The following is a 14,432-nucleotide window of genomic DNA, read 5'->3' on the forward strand; positions in this document are numbered from 1 at the left end:
TTTGAATGTATAAAACCACACTGGCGCACCGTACGTATCAGTTCGCCAGCCTGAAAGAACTGATGGCAAAGGCCTCCCCGGCGCGTTCCGGGGATGTGCTGGCCGGCGTCGCGGCGCAGTCGGCGGAGGAGCGAATGGCGGCGAAAATCGCCCTTGCGGATCTCCCACTGCGCGCGATCCTCGAGAACCCATTAATCCCTTATGAAGATGATGAGGTAACGCGCCTTATTATCGACACCCATGATGCCGCCGCTTTCGCGCGGATCGCCCATTTAACCGTGGGCGAATTTCGTGACTGGCTGCTGGCTGATACCACCGACACCGCCATACTCAGCCAGGTCGCATCGGCCATCACACCAGAAATGGCGGCGGCGGTCAGCAAACTGATGCGCAACCAGGATCTGATCCTCGCGGCGCGCAAATGCAGCGTGATTACGCGGTTTCGCAACACCATCGGCCTGCCGGGTCACCTGAGCGTGCGTTTGCAGCCCAACCACCCGACTGACTCCCTCAAAGGTATTGCCGCCAGTATGCTGGACGGCCTGCTGTATGGTGCGGGCGATGCGGTGGTCGGCATTAATCCGGCGAGCGACAGCCTGCCGGTGCTCGATAAGCTCAACCATATGATGGCGGAGATTATTGAGCGCTTTTCGATTCCCACGCAGTCCTGCGTACTGACGCATGTCACCAACACCTTGCAGTTGATCGAACGCGGTTCGCCGGTGGATCTGGTGTTCCAGTCGGTGGCGGGCACGGAAGCGGCGAACAGCGGTTTTGGCATCAACCTCGCGCTGTTGCAGGAAGCGCAAGAGGCGGCGCTGAGCCTCAAACGCGGAACATTAGGCAATAACGTGATGTATTTCGAAACCGGCCAGGGCAGTTGCCTGTCGTCGAATGCCCATTTCGGCGTCGACCAACAAACCTGCGAAGCGCGCGCTTACGCGGTGGCGCGCCACTTCAATCCGCTATTAGTGAATACCGTGGTGGGGTTTATCGGCCCGGAATATCTCTATGACGGCAAGCAGATTATCCGCGCCGGGCTGGAGGATCACTTCTGCGGCAAGCTGATGGGGCTGCCAATTGGCTGCGATGTTTGCTACACCAACCATGCCGAGGCAGATCAAGATGATATGGACACCCTGCTGACGCTGCTATGCACCGCCGGGCTGACTTTCCTGATTGGTGTGCCGGGCGCGGATGACATCATGCTCAATTACCAGAGCACCTCATTTCACGACGCGCTTTACGCCCGCCGCTTGCTGGGGTTGAAACATGCGCCGGAGTTCGCCGAATGGCTCACTAAAATGCAGATTATCGACAGCCGCGGGCAGTTGCGTCTGACGGGCGCGAACCATCCGCTGCTGACCGTTTTGCCACAAGGAGTGCTTGCATGAACCCACCCGATGCCTGGTCGTTGCTGCGTGAATTTACCGATGCGCGCATCGCGCTCGGGCGCAGCGGTGCAAGCCTGCCAACGCAGGAAGTGCTGAATTTCGGCCTTGCCCACGCGCAAGCGCGCGACGCTATCCACCAGCCGTTCGACAGCGAAAGCCTGGCGCAGCAGTTACACAAAATGGGGCTTAAAACCCTCGACGCGCACAGCGCAGCGGCGGATCGGCACACTTATCTTAATCGCCCGGATTTGGGGCGCATGTTAAGCGACGAGAGCCGTAGCGCGCTCGCCGCCCGCCGCATTGCGCCGCATGATTTACTGCTGGTGATTGGCGATGGCCTTTCTTCCCACGCCGTGCATCGCCAGTCGGCGTCGCTGGTGAGCGCCCTGCTGCCGTATCTGGAAACATTGGGTATTTCCCTCGGCCCGATTGTGTTAGCGCATCAGTCGCGCGTGGCGCTGGGCGATGACATCGGCGAAACGCTGGGCAGCAAAGCGGTGGCGATCCTGATTGGCGAGCGTCCTGGCTTATCTTCGCCAGACAGTCTGGGCGTTTACCTCACCTGGAAACCCGAGCGCAAACGCATTGAATCGGAACGCAACTGCATCTCTAACATTCGCCCGGAAGGGCTGAATTTCGACGCCGCCGCCTTCAAGCTCGCCTGGCTGTTGGAGCAGGCTTTTTTGCGCCGCCTGACTGGCGTGCGGCTTAAAGATGAGAGCGACAACCCGGCGCTGCACGGTCGCGTGACGCCCCGCCTTTCTCAGTAAATTCCGAAGCGCTTCATCGCGAAGCGCTGTTTCTTCGCGGCTCATCTAAACTCTCTACGTGGCTGATGGCGAACCCGTGGAGGATGCATGGCGCGAAAACAGTACCACTTTCCCGTGACCGACAGCCCTTTCTGGCTGCATGTTGAAATGCAGGTGCAGAAATGGGGCGCCATAACACTTTTATTCATTGTGGTGGCCGGGCTGTGCGGCCTTTTCTCGCAAGGTTGGCTGAGCGCGCAAACGGCCAGCAGCAGCGATCGCAAACTGACCGTGCAATACGACCGTTATGGCCGTTTGCAAAGCGACATTGATATGCAAGTCACCGCCAGCGCGACGCTGAACAGCCGCACTGTCTTCACCCTCGGCGGTGATTTTATGCATGATTTTGAGATCCGCACCCTACAACCCCAACCGGAAAAAATGTACAGCCAGAACGGCGAGTTGGTGCTGGAGTATGCCCGCCCGCACGCCGACCAGCCTTTTACCGTGTGGCTGGGGTTAACACCGCGCGGCGTTGGGCGCAGCGAACAGAAAATTGTACTGAATGGCGCGACAACGGTGGCGGTGAAGCAATTTATCTGGCCCTGAGGAGATGGCAATGGACATGGTTTTGCGTGCTGTAGCGATCTATCTGGTGTTGATGGTGGTGTTTAAAATCGCCGGTCGGCGAACCTTGTTACAGATGACCTCGTTTGACTTGATTTTGCTGCTGATTATCAGTGAAGCGACCCAGCAAGCGCTGCTCGGCAATGACTTTTCCGTCACGGGCGCGGCGCTGACCATCATCACGCTGGTGGTGATCGATATTCTGTTCGGCACGCTGAAAAAGTATGTCAAAGGCGCGGAAAACCTGATCGACGGCACGCCGGTGGTGCTGGTAGAAAACGGGGAAATGGTGGCAGAAAACATGCGCGAAGCGGATATTTCCCGTGCCGACATTATGCTGTCAGCGCGTAATAATCAGGGCATTGTCGATCTGGCGGAGATCAAGTTCGCCATTCTGGAGCGCAATGGCCATATCTCCATCATCCCCAAAAATTCGCCCTAAGAATACCCACGCAGAGTGGCTGAGCGGGCCATTAACCGCCAAACAACCTCTCGAGGGCGATTGCCGTCGGGTTATTGATCAAGCAGTGCAGTATGCGTTAGCAACATTAATAACATTATTAAACAACTAACATTTTTATATTTCTGCCGCGCTTCGATTTCGCCAGATAATTCTCTCCCGGCATTTTTCTTTTAATATTGCAAAAATGTTAATCCTATAATTCAAGAACACAATGAGGCTTATTATGATAAATATGATAGCGATCACATTTAATAAAATACTTAAATATCAATTTGTTATATTAAAATTACCGCCATTTAGACAAATATCACAATAATTACAAAAATCGTTGGTTGATTTTTAATGCACACGTGTGCATAACTAATTGCATTCCTGAGCAACATTATAAATGTGGGGATGCATGGAAACGCGATTTAACGATCTTTCAGTGAATCAGGATGCTATTCGCGATGTGTTACAGCGTATGGCATTGATAACAGAACAACAGACATTACAGGTTAGCCCGCTTACCGGTGGCGTATCGTCAACGATTCTAAAAATCACCGCCGGTGACCAGCAATTTTGCCTAAAACAGGCACTGCCAACACTGAAAGTCGCCAAAGAGTGGCATGCGCCACTGGAGCGCGTGTTTGCGGAAATCGACTGGATGCAAACCGTCGCCACGATTGTGCCGCACGCGGTAGCACATATTCAGGGCGTCGATCGCGACGCGCTCTGTTTTGTGATGGATTACCTGCCCGCGGAACAATATGACAACTGGAAAACCCGCTTGCTGGCGGGCGATATTGATACCGATTTCGCGGCGAAAATGGGCGACGTGCTCGGCACCATCCACCAGCATACGGCGAATAACCGCCAGCTTGCCAAACAGTTCGCCTGGGACGACAACTTTTTCTTACTGCGTTTAGACCCGTATCTCGGCGAAATCGCCCGCGCACATCCGCGTTATGCCGAACAGATCCAGGCGATTTTAACGCGCACGCAAACCACCAAACGCGCGTTGGTACATGGCGATATCAGTCCGAAAAACATTCTTTGCGGCCCGCATGGCCCGGTCATTTTGGATGCCGAATGCGCGTGGTATGGCGACCCGGCGTTCGACCTCGCTTTCTGCTTAAACCATTTCTTGCTGAAAAGCGTAATGGCGCCGAATGCTTCGCAACAAGCACAACTGCTGGCGGCTTTCGACGCGCTGTATCAGCGCTATTTCCAGCGTGTCACTTGGGAAGAAACTGACGCCTTTGAACTGCGTGTCGCCACCCTGCTGCCCTGCTTACTGCTCGCCAGAGTCGATGGCAAATCGCCGGTCGAATACTTCAACGAAGCGCAGGCACAAACCGTTCGCCGGGCGAGCTGCACCTTATTAGAGCGCCAATTTAACCGCTTGCAAGACATTCAATCATTCTGGAGGAAGGAGATCGGGTTATGAGTCGAATTAAAAAAGTACTGGGACGTCGCATTTGGGATTCGCGCGGCTGGCCGACGGTGGAAGTGGAAATTCACCTGGAAAATGGCGTGATGGGGCGCGGGCTGGCGCCAGCGGGCGCATCTTGCGGCATGCACGAAGCGGTGGAACTGCGCGATGGCGGCACCACGCTTGCGGGCAAAGATGTGCAAAAAGCGCTGCTGAATATCGAAAATGAGATTGCACCCGCGCTGGCGGGCATCGACATTCACGATCAACAACTGATTGATAACATTCTCATTGAGCTGGACGGTACCGGCACATTCTCCCGCCTGGGTGGCAATGCGGCGGTTGCCTGTTCGATGGCCGCCATCAATACGGCGGCGAATAACGCGGGTTTACCGCTGTGGAAATACCTCGCCGGGGATCAAAAAGTGGCGCTGCCTTTGCCGCAAATCCAGATTTTCGGCGGCGGCGCGCATGCCGGACGACGTATTGATATTCAGGATTTGATGGTGATTGCCAATGGCGCGCGCTCTTTCCAGCAGGCGCTGGAGATGACCGCCGAGGTTTACCACAGCGCCGGGCGCATTATGAAACAGCGCGGCCATTTGAGCGGCGTGGCGGATGAAGGCGGCTGGTGGCCGGAGTTTTCCAGTAACGAACAGGCGCTGGATACGCTGGTGAAAGCCATTGAAGGCGCGGGTTATATTCCCGGCCAGGATGTTTCTATCGCGCTGGATATTGCCTCGTCAGAATTCGGTAAAAACGGCCGTTATCGGCTGGCGCTGGAATCCACAGAATATGATTCCGACGGCATGTGCGAATTACTGCTCGGCTGGCTGGATAAATACCCGATTGTCTCCATCGAAGATCCGCTGGCGGAAGATGATGAACAAGGTCTGATTGCCTTTACGCAGGCTGCCGGTTCGCGGGTGCAAATTGTTGGCGATGATTATTTCGTCACTAACGCGCAGCGCGTGAAAGAGGCAGCAGAAAAAGGCGCCTGCAACGCGGTGTTATTAAAAGCCAACCAGGCCGGCACCATTAGCGAATTACGCAACGCGTTTAGCGAGGCGAAAAAAGCCGGTTACGGCGCGATTGTTTCCGCGCGTTCCGGTGAAACCGAAGACCATATTATTGTGCATTTGGCTCTTGGTCTGAATGCCGGGCAATTAAAAGTCGGCTCAATGGCTCGCGCCGAACGCACCGCAAAATGGAATGAAGCCATTCGTCTGGAAGACACCTACGGCCTGGCGTTTTTTGGCGTGAATGCCCTAAACCATAAATAGTTTTTTAATTTTTCTCTTAATCAAGCCTTCCCAAAGTATTTCGAGTTGCATCGCGGCGGCAGCCAACAAAGAGGCGGCTTGAAATACGAAGGGAAACGTGGACAGGCGTTATACCTCAGGCCCTACACCTGAATTTCTGCAATGTCTGTTCTGGTTGTATGAGTTTTTCAAAATTGTGTTTACAACTTGAAGGAGATTCAAATGACCGATTACAGCGGCGAGGCGTTGCCCGCAGCCAGAAAGAAAATTCAGGTAAAACCCATTGTGCAAGTGGGCGCGGGTAACGCGCTGGAAATATATGACTTTATGGTGTACGGCTATTACGCCCGTTATATATCCCAGGCTTATTTCCCATCTGATAATGAATATGTGTCGTTAATGCTCACCTTAATGACCTTTGCCTTAGGTTTTTTCGCAAGGCCATTCGGCGCCATTATTTTAGGGGCTTATACCGACCGCCACGGGCGTCGCAAAGGGTTAATTATGGCCCTGACGTTAATGTCGATTGGTATTCTCTGTATTGCGCTCACGCCAACGTATTCTTCGATAGGCATTGCCGCGCCGATTCTTGTCATATTCGGTCGGTTGCTGCAGGGCTTCTCTGCCGGTGCGGAACTGGGCGGCGTGGTGGTTTATCTGGCAGAAATCTCGCCACCGAACCGCCGGGCGTTCTACACCTGCTGGCAGGTCGGTTCACAGCAGTTTGCGGTAATGGCCGCCTCGCTGATTGGTCTGGTGATGCTTTACACCATGGACGTGCAGGATCTGCACGACTGGGGCTGGCGTATTCCGCTGCTGATTGGCTGCGCGGTGATCCCGCTGATGTTCTGGCTGCGGACCAATCTGCAAGAAACCGAAGTGTTCGCTAAGAAGAAAACCACACCGACGGTGAAAGAGATCTGCCGCAGCCTGGTGACCGGCTGGCGCGTGATTGTCACCTGTATGGGCATGGTGGCGATGGCAACCGTCACCGCCCAGACCGTCACCACTTATGCGCCAACGTTTATTAAAAGCCTGAATCTCGGTGAACATGTTGGGTTTATCACCCTGTTCTTCGTCGGTTTGTCGATTCTGTTCTGGCTGCCAATCACCGCGATGATCGCCGACCGGGTGAACAGAAAAACCATGCTGATTGTCGTCACCGTCGTCGGCGCGCTTTCCGCCTGGCCGCTGCTCTCCTGGCTGGCGGCGGATCCGACGGTGTTCAAGTTTGTGGTGTTTGAATTGTGGTTCTCGTTTATGTACGCCTGTTACAGCTCCGTGCAGGTCGCGGCGATGGTCGAATTGGTTCCGGCTCATGCACGCACCGCCGGTTACTCCTTTGCCCAGGCTGTCGCGGCGGCGGTACTCGGCGGGTTAACCCCGGCGATCTGTACTTGGCTCAACCACACCTTCAACAGTAACGCGATGGTCGGCGTCTGGCTGGGCTTCAATGCCGTATTAAGCCTGATCGCTGTGCTGACGCTGGACCATAAACAAACGGCCATCAACCAGCGCGTTGAATTGCATTAAGAAAGTGCTTACCACGCGGCAGTACATCGGCTAGGTTGATGTACTGTCGATAAAAAAACCAAATGGGTAATTTATGAAAATTGTTGTGTTAGATGGCGGTGTACTCAATCCTGGCGATCTGTCCTGGGGCGGGCTTGAGCAACTGGGAGAGGTGGCCGTTTACGACAATTCTGCACCTGATCAGGTGGTTGAGCGCCTCAAGGATGCAGATGTTGCCATCAGCAATAAAGTGGCGCTCGGCGAGTCCCTCTTCAGCCAGTGCCCAAATCTGAAATTCATCGGCGTGACCGCCACCGGCTACAACATTGTCGATCTCGATGCGGCATGCGCGCACAACATTGCCGTCTCCAACGTCCCTACTTACGGCACCTCGACCGTGGCGCAATTTACCACCGCCCTGATGCTTGAGCTGTGCAACCGCGTGGGCGAGCACGACGTCGATGTCCACGCGGGCGGCTGGAGCAAAAGCAGCGACTGGTGTTACTGGCTGAGACCGATGATCGAAGTGACGGGAAAAAATGTCGGCATCATCGGTTATGGGCGTATCGGCCAGGCCTTTGGCGCTGTCGCTCAGGCGCTCGGTATGAACGTGCTGGCCTGTTCGGAAGGACCGCAAAACGCGCCAGAAAACCCCCAACTGCGTTATGTCGATCTTGAAACACTTTACGCCGAAGCCGATGTCATCAGCCTGCACTGCCCGCTGACGCCGGAAACCAAAGGCATGATCAACCGCGCCGCGCTGCAAAAGATGAAGAAAAGCGTGCTGCTGCTGAACGCCTCGCGCGGCGATCTGGTGAATGAAGCGGATCTCGCCGAAGCGCTGAATGAAGGCCGTATCGCTGGCGCTGCGGTGGATGTGCTTTCTAAAGAACCGCCCAGCGCAGATAACCCATTGCTCAGCGCCAAAAATTGCATCATCACGCCGCATATTGCCTGGGCGTCGGTGGAAGCGCGCGGGCGTATTCTTTCCACCACCGTCGATAACGTCAAAGCCTTTATCAGCGGCGTGTCGCAAAACCGGGTCGATCAAAAGTAATTTTTGCCAACACCAGGAGAATTGATCGTGGAAAACAGAATTAAAAAAGCGGGCGACCAGCTGCGTAAAGCCCATCAAATTGGCGTTGCGGGCAAGCCGATTCGCGACCTTGTTGATGATGAAGACATCAATACCGCCTATATGGTGCAGGAATATAACGACAAACAGTGGCAGGCGCAGGGCCGCCGCCTGGTCGGGCGCAAACTGGCGCTGACCAACAAAGCAGTACAGAAACAGTTCGGTATTTCGCAGGCCTGCCACGGCAGCATTTACGCCGATATGGTGCTGACGGACGGCGCGGAAATCACCCAGCGCGCGCTCAGCGACCAGCGCGTAGAAACCGAAATTGCCGTGGTGCTGAAAAAAGATCTCACCCGCAGCCAACACACGGTACTGGATGTGATTGACGCCTGCGACTACCTGCTGGCCGCGTTTGAAATTGTCGATAGCCGAATGATCGACTGGAACGTGAACGCCTGCGATTTTGTCGCCGACAACACCTCCGCAAGCCTTGTGGTGCTGGGTACCAAACCGGTTTATCTGAAAGATTGCGACATCACGCGCTGCCAGATGGTGACCAAACGCGGCGAGGAAATCGTCTCCGAAGGGGTTGCTACCAACTGCCTCGGCCACCCGTTACAGGCGCTGGCCTGGCTCGCCGATGAGATGGTGCGCGCCGGCAGGCCGCTTCGCGCGGGAGAATTTGTGATTACCGGCGCGATGGGCCCGGCGATTTCCGCCAAACCCGGCGATGTGTTCACCGCCGAATTAAGCGGCATCGGCGCGATTGCCGCCCGCTTTGCCGAATAAAAAAACAGCTTCCGAAAAAGTACCCTCACTTTAAGGATGAGTTATGGAACTCGCTAAAAATCAGTTCAAACAGGCCCTCAAAAAGGGCGACGTCCAGCTTGGCATTTGGACGCAGCTTGGCAGCGCGATCACCGCCGAGATCCTCGCGGGCTGCGGTTATGACTTTATCGGCCTTGATGGCGAACATGGCCCGAGCGAATACCTCGACATTTATGCGCAGTTACAAGCCTGCGCCGCCGGTGGCCCGTCGCAGCCGATTGTGCGCATTCCCAATCACGATATTTCGCTGATTAAGCGCTACCTCGACGCCGGGGTGAACACCCTGATGGTGCCGCAGGTCGATACCGCCGAGCAGGCCAAAGCGCTGGTCTCTGCCGTGCGTTATCCACCGCACGGCGTGCGCGGTTACTGCGGCGCGCCGCGTGCCTCCGGGTTTGGGCGCATCAAAAATTACGCCACCGCCTGCGACGCGGAAATCTGCCTGATCGTGATGCCGGAAACTCGCCAGGCGCTGGAGAATATCGAAGCAATGGCAGCCATTGACGGTGTGGATGCGTTTTTTATCGGCCCCGGCGATCTCGCCGCCAGCCTCGGGTATATCGGCCAACCGATGCACCCGGAGGTGGTGCGGGTGATTGAAGAGACCGGCCGTCGCGTGCAGGCGGCGGGCAAAGCGGTAGGCATTCTCTGTACGGATGAAACGCAAACCCGCCGCTACATTGAGCTGGGTTTCCAGATAGTCGCTATCGGTTCCGATCAGGGCCTGTTAACCAAAGGCGCTGAACACCTGCTGGCGAAGTTTAGATAGGTTCCTCGAAGCACTTAGTATTGGCAGCTTGTTCCGGATGTAAGCCGCGCTTGCATCCGGTTTTTTGCGTTAACGGCGGGGGGTGAAAGCTTTTGTCGATCCCCCCGGCATGAGCGTCGGGGTAAAAATACGGCTGTCGGTGGTGGCGTAAAACGCCTCCGGCGTGACCGGCGAATCGGCTTCCATCAGGCGGCGGATAATCGCCACGCAGGCATCGGCAATCTCTTTTTCCGGCAAGGTGATGGTGGTGAGTTTCACTTCCAGCAAGCGCCCCCACTCCACATCGCCATAGGCCACCAGCGATAAATCGTCCGGGATGCGCATATTCAGCGCTTTCGCCGCCAGCAAAATACTCATCGCGTAGCGCGGGCTGCCGAGCACCAGCGCGCTCGGCGGGTTTGCCGATGCCATGATGCGTTGAAACGCTTCGCCGCCGAATTCCGCCTGCGGCGGGCCGACGTCAATAATATCGTTGAGGGCGAGTTGCTCATCGTGGCTGAAACTTTGCAGAAAACCGCGTAACCGCTCCGCACCGGTGCTGAGCACTTGCGACGATCCGATATAACCAATGCGCTGATGGCCGAGATCGCGCAGATGCTGCACCGCCAGCGCGATGCCGTAGCGATCATCAATGGCAATCACCGGCGCTTGTAAACTCTCATGGCGGCGCAACAGTTGCACGGCGTTTGAACGGGCAATCATCTCCTGCGTTTCCGCCAGCGGCGCGGCGGTGGGCGCGAAAATAATGCCGTCGACCCGCGCCGTCAGTAAACGACGCAGCACAGTATATTCCATGTCCGGTTTATCACCGGTGATCGCCAGCATCAACTGCCAGCCATGCTCCGCCGCCTGGTGCGCAATCGCATTGGTGAGGGTAATAAAGAAATCGTTTTGAATATCAGGAATCACCAGACCGAAAGCGCCGGTGCTGGCGTTACGCAGCGCTCTGGCCGCACTATTGGGAATGTAGCCGTACTCCCTGGCCGCTTGTAACACGCTATTTTTTGTCGCCTGGCTGATGGCGGGATGATCGTTTAACGCACGGGATACCGTGGTATGTGATAAGCCCAAAATCGCAGCTAATTTTTTGATTGTCACCGCGTCGCCTCCCTATCGTCCTTTTGCGCTAAGAATATCAGCCTGCGCCGTGAATCTCGCCCTATTTTGCATATCCGCGAAATAACATGAAAAGAAGCGACAAACTTCACACTTTTCTGTGATCGACTACGCTTGGTGGAGAGAAGAAAAACGAAGCGAGGAGCCGCTAATGACTGAGACGCATGCACTATTTCCGCGCCGCCATCCGCAACAGAACGCACACTCTCCGACGATCCTGAATTGGGCCAGGAACGCCGAACTGGCACCGGCCAACGCCGTGGTGAAGCCAAAAAATGAAGCGCAATTGCAAGAGGTGATTGCCACAGCGACCGGCAGCGTGCGGATGATGGGCAGCAGTATGTCGCCCGGCAGAATGCTGGCGCTGAGCCAACCTGGCGATGTGCTTGTTGACCTCTCCCGCCTGCGCGGTGTGCTGGCGGTGGACGATGAGAGCGTGACCTTTGCCGCCGGGACGTCGCTGCATGAAGTCTTCACCACGCTCACAACCTTAAACCGCATGTTGTACGCCTCGCCAGGGGTGATCGATTCGCAAACGCTGGCGGGCGCGATTTCAACCGGCACGCACGGCCAGGGGATGAAACAGAGTTCGCTTGCCGATGAAGCGCTGAACATTCGGCTAGTGGATGCCGCCGGGCACATTCACGATATTGATCGCAACCACCCCAGTTTTGGCGCAGTGCAATTGGGCTTAGGCACGCTTGGCGCCATCAGCGCGGTGACATTACGCACCTGCCCGGCGACGCTGTTTACCTGTTTTAAAAGCGCCAGCAGCGCCGATACCCTGGCTGACGATCTGCGCAACTGGAACCAGCAATGGACATTCAGCAAGGCTTGGTGGTTCCCGGATGAGGACAAAGTCCACGCGTGGAATGCGCGCGAGGCCAACGCCGAAGAGCAAACGCTGTGGCGGGATAATCGCGGCGAGCTTGTGGCGCTGGAAGAGACTGACGAGCAGATGAACGCCACCGTCGACAAAACGCTGGAGCAGATGCGCGATGACACGAAAATCGTCGATGAAAACGGGAAACCTTTTCGCACGGTCACGCGGTTCAAAGACTTCTCCGACGTGATTGGCGATGTCTACCAGGTCTTTTGTCGGGGCATCGCCACGCCGCAAATCAACATAGAAATTGGCATTCCGATGGCGCGCGTGCCGGCGGTGATTGAGCGTATGAAAGCCTGGCACAACGATTCGCAGCCGCATATGCACTACCCGATCATTTTGCGCTGCACCGGCGCGTCCAGCGCCTGGTTAAGCCCGGCGTATCAACAGCCAACCTGCTTTTTTGGTTTTGTGGTTTATTACGCTGAAGATGGTTCGCTTTCCGAAGAGGGGCTGGAATTTTTGCGGGCAGCGGAACAGTTGCTGGCGGAAGAAGGCGGCAGGCCGCACTGGGGGAAATATTTTGATCCGACGCTGTACGACTGGCCAACGCTCTACCCGCAGTGGTCAGAATTTCAGGCCATCCGCCGCCGTTTCGATCCACACGGCAAATTCCTCAATACATTTATGACGGAGGTGCTGTCATGAGCGCCGCCTTCGCCTGGGTTACTTTATTGACGCAGCCGGATTACCTGCCGGGCGTGGAAGTGTTGCAGCGCTCATTGCGCGCCAGCGGTTCGCCGTGGCCGCTGGTGGTAATGGTCACGGAAAATATTGATGCGATAACGCGCCAACATTTGTGGGCGCAGGAGTGTGAAGTGTACGACGTGCCGGTGATCGGCCCCGATCCGGCTCTGGCTGACCGCTACGCCAATGCGCGTTTCGCCGACGTGTGGAGCAAACTGGCGGTGTGGACGTTAACGGAATATCAGCGTGTGGCCTTTCTCGATGCCGATATGCTGGTGGTGCAAAATATGGACGAAGTGTTTGAGTTGCCGCTCGCTGAAGGCACCATCGCCGCATGCCATGCCTGTCGCTGCAATCCCAACCAGATTGCGAGTTACCCGGCAAACTGGCGCCCGGAAAACTGTTACTACTCCTGGTGCGAAGATCCGCAAATGAACGCCAATCCGCCCGCGTCGGTGGATAACTACCTAAACGGCGGTTTCCTGGTGCTGACGCCGGATAACGCGGTGTATCAGCAGATGGTGGCGCGCCTGGCGGCAAAAGAGGACATTTCATCGTGGGTGTTTGCCGAGCAGGATTTTCTCAACGAGGTGTTCCGTGATCGCTGGCTTCCGCTGCATTACGGGTACAACGCGCTGAAAACCCTGCCACGTCAGCACCCGAAAATGTGGGATTTTTCGTTGGTGAAGAATATCCACTACATCATCGACAAACCGTGGGACAAATACCCGCAGCCTGGCGATATAAACTATGAACTGCATCGCCTGTGGTGGGAGTGCGTGCAAGAGGACTGACGGTGGCAAACCTGTAGACCGGATAAACGTTTAGCGCCATCCGGTGATCGCACGGTGATGCCGGATGGCGGCGTTGCCTTATCCGCCCTACGGGGAGAGAAACACGATTTACCGATTGCTTCGGTTTGTAGCGCCTGCTGCGGGTGGCATCATGGTGAGTTCTTCCAGCCGGCGATAGTCGAGATTAATAATGCACTGCATAAAGCCTGCATTGTAGCTATCCGTCGCATTGCCAGATGGCGCGGCAACAGCGTGGCAAAGACTATCGCGAGAACGTTCCCAGTGCGTTTGGGATTCAAGAAAGGCGTTGGCATACACCGTTTTAATGCTCTCGCCGCCCTGCTCCATCGAAAAAGGTTCATTGTAAGCAGCGTGATGATGAATAAGGTCTAATTTTCCCTTAACCGCTTGTTTAAGCTTTTTATTCATCTCATCCGCCGCCTGTTCAATGCACTCTGCCGGAGAAATCTCTGCATAACGTGGTGTGGCGTAGCATTTGCGCACCTCTTCTCCCTGCGTAATCTGTGTTTGTGCATACACAGGCCAGGGCGCACTCATTACGGCTAAGATCACCAGTACGTTAAGCTTCATTGAGATACCTTATTCGTTGACGCGAAGGTTCATAGAGTATGCAAGTTGGATCATTTCTCAAATACTCAATCACTTTAGAATAATCATTATTCATTGCTGCTTTGGAAAGCGCCTGCGCAGTTGTTTAGCGTCAGGTTTGCGAGGAAATTCATAGAAATAAAAATGAATAATCTGAAACCAATATTTCCTCGATCGCCGTTCAGTTGGCTGGATAAACGTTTAGCGCCATCCGGCGATCGCACGGTGATGCCGGATGGCGGCG

Annotated in this window: 14 protein-coding genes; 12 read left to right on the top strand and 2 right to left on the bottom strand. The window is 55.5% G+C overall.

Annotated features, from left to right (window positions below; translation table 11 throughout):
• Nucleotides 1-5: 5 nt before the first annotated feature.
• From AAEY27_RS17125 to AAEY27_RS17170, 10 genes are all read left to right on the top strand, one after another.
• Nucleotides 6-1,394 (top strand): ethanolamine ammonia-lyase subunit EutB, encoded by a 1,389-nt coding sequence (locus AAEY27_RS17125; RefSeq protein WP_342321978.1) that lies wholly within the window; start codon nt 6-8, stop codon nt 1,392-1,394.
• Nucleotides 1,391-2,164, top strand: coding sequence for an ethanolamine ammonia-lyase subunit EutC (gene eutC, locus AAEY27_RS17130; protein WP_342321979.1), 774 nt, complete (start codon nt 1,391-1,393; stop codon nt 2,162-2,164). Before AAEY27_RS17125 ends, eutC begins: the two co-directional genes overlap by 4 nt.
• 87 nt (nt 2,165-2,251) lie before the next feature.
• A complete protein-coding gene (locus AAEY27_RS17135; RefSeq protein ID WP_342321980.1) occupies nt 2,252-2,752 on the top strand; it encodes a hypothetical protein in 501 nt (166 codons plus the stop codon).
• 10 nt (nt 2,753-2,762) lie between these two features.
• Entirely contained in the window at nt 2,763-3,212 is a 450-nt protein-coding gene (locus AAEY27_RS17140; RefSeq protein ID WP_342321981.1) for a DUF421 domain-containing protein, read from the top strand.
• A gap of 421 nt (nt 3,213-3,633) precedes the next feature.
• On the top strand, nt 3,634-4,662 hold the full coding sequence (locus tag AAEY27_RS17145; RefSeq protein WP_342321983.1) for a phosphotransferase family protein: 1,029 nt from the start codon (nt 3,634-3,636) through the stop codon (nt 4,660-4,662).
• Complete coding sequence (gene eno, locus AAEY27_RS17150) at nt 4,659-5,930, top strand: phosphopyruvate hydratase (protein ID WP_342321984.1); 1,272 nt, start codon at nt 4,659-4,661, stop codon at nt 5,928-5,930. Before AAEY27_RS17145 ends, eno begins: the two co-directional genes overlap by 4 nt.
• A gap of 201 nt (nt 5,931-6,131) precedes the next feature.
• Nucleotides 6,132-7,442 carry a tricarballylate/proton symporter TcuC gene (gene tcuC, locus AAEY27_RS17155; protein WP_342321985.1) on the top strand — a complete coding sequence of 437 codons (1,311 nt, stop codon included), beginning with the start codon at nt 6,132-6,134 and terminating at the stop codon, nt 7,440-7,442.
• Nucleotides 7,443-7,515: 73 nt separating this feature from the next.
• Nucleotides 7,516-8,478: a D-2-hydroxyacid dehydrogenase gene (locus tag AAEY27_RS17160; protein WP_342321986.1), complete on the top strand. Its 963-nt coding sequence runs from the start codon at nt 7,516-7,518 to the stop codon at nt 8,476-8,478.
• A gap of 27 nt (nt 8,479-8,505) precedes the next feature.
• On the top strand, nt 8,506-9,288 hold the full coding sequence (locus AAEY27_RS17165; RefSeq protein ID WP_342321988.1) for a 2-keto-4-pentenoate hydratase: 783 nt from the start codon (nt 8,506-8,508) through the stop codon (nt 9,286-9,288).
• 43 nt (nt 9,289-9,331) lie between these two features.
• Nucleotides 9,332-10,096 (top strand): HpcH/HpaI aldolase family protein, encoded by a 765-nt coding sequence (locus AAEY27_RS17170; protein WP_342321989.1) that lies wholly within the window; start codon nt 9,332-9,334, stop codon nt 10,094-10,096.
• Between the two features lie 69 nt (nt 10,097-10,165).
• Here the strand turns inward: AAEY27_RS17170 and AAEY27_RS17175 are convergent, their stop codons facing one another.
• The gene (locus AAEY27_RS17175) at nt 10,166-11,194 is read right to left on the bottom strand and encodes a LacI family DNA-binding transcriptional regulator (protein WP_342321990.1); all 1,029 of its coding nucleotides are present in this window, start codon (nt 11,192-11,194) and stop codon (nt 10,166-10,168) included.
• 169 nt (nt 11,195-11,363) lie between these two features.
• Between AAEY27_RS17175 and AAEY27_RS17180 the strand changes: the two genes are divergently transcribed.
• The gene (locus AAEY27_RS17180; protein WP_342321991.1) at nt 11,364-12,746 is read left to right on the top strand and encodes a D-arabinono-1,4-lactone oxidase; all 1,383 of its coding nucleotides are present in this window, start codon (nt 11,364-11,366) and stop codon (nt 12,744-12,746) included.
• Entirely contained in the window at nt 12,743-13,579 is an 837-nt protein-coding gene (locus AAEY27_RS17185) for a glycosyltransferase family 8 protein (RefSeq protein ID WP_342321993.1), read from the top strand. Before AAEY27_RS17180 ends, AAEY27_RS17185 begins: the two co-directional genes overlap by 4 nt.
• Before the next feature lie 108 nt (nt 13,580-13,687).
• Here the strand turns inward: AAEY27_RS17185 and AAEY27_RS17190 are convergent, their stop codons facing one another.
• Entirely contained in the window at nt 13,688-14,170 is a 483-nt protein-coding gene (locus AAEY27_RS17190; RefSeq protein WP_342321994.1) for a lysozyme inhibitor LprI family protein, read from the bottom strand.
• Between the last annotated feature and the right edge of the window lie 262 nt (nt 14,171-14,432).

It is taken from the genome of Kosakonia sp. BYX6, assembly GCF_038449125.1.
Taxonomy (GTDB): Bacteria; Pseudomonadota; Gammaproteobacteria; order Enterobacterales; family Enterobacteriaceae; genus Kosakonia; species Kosakonia calanthes.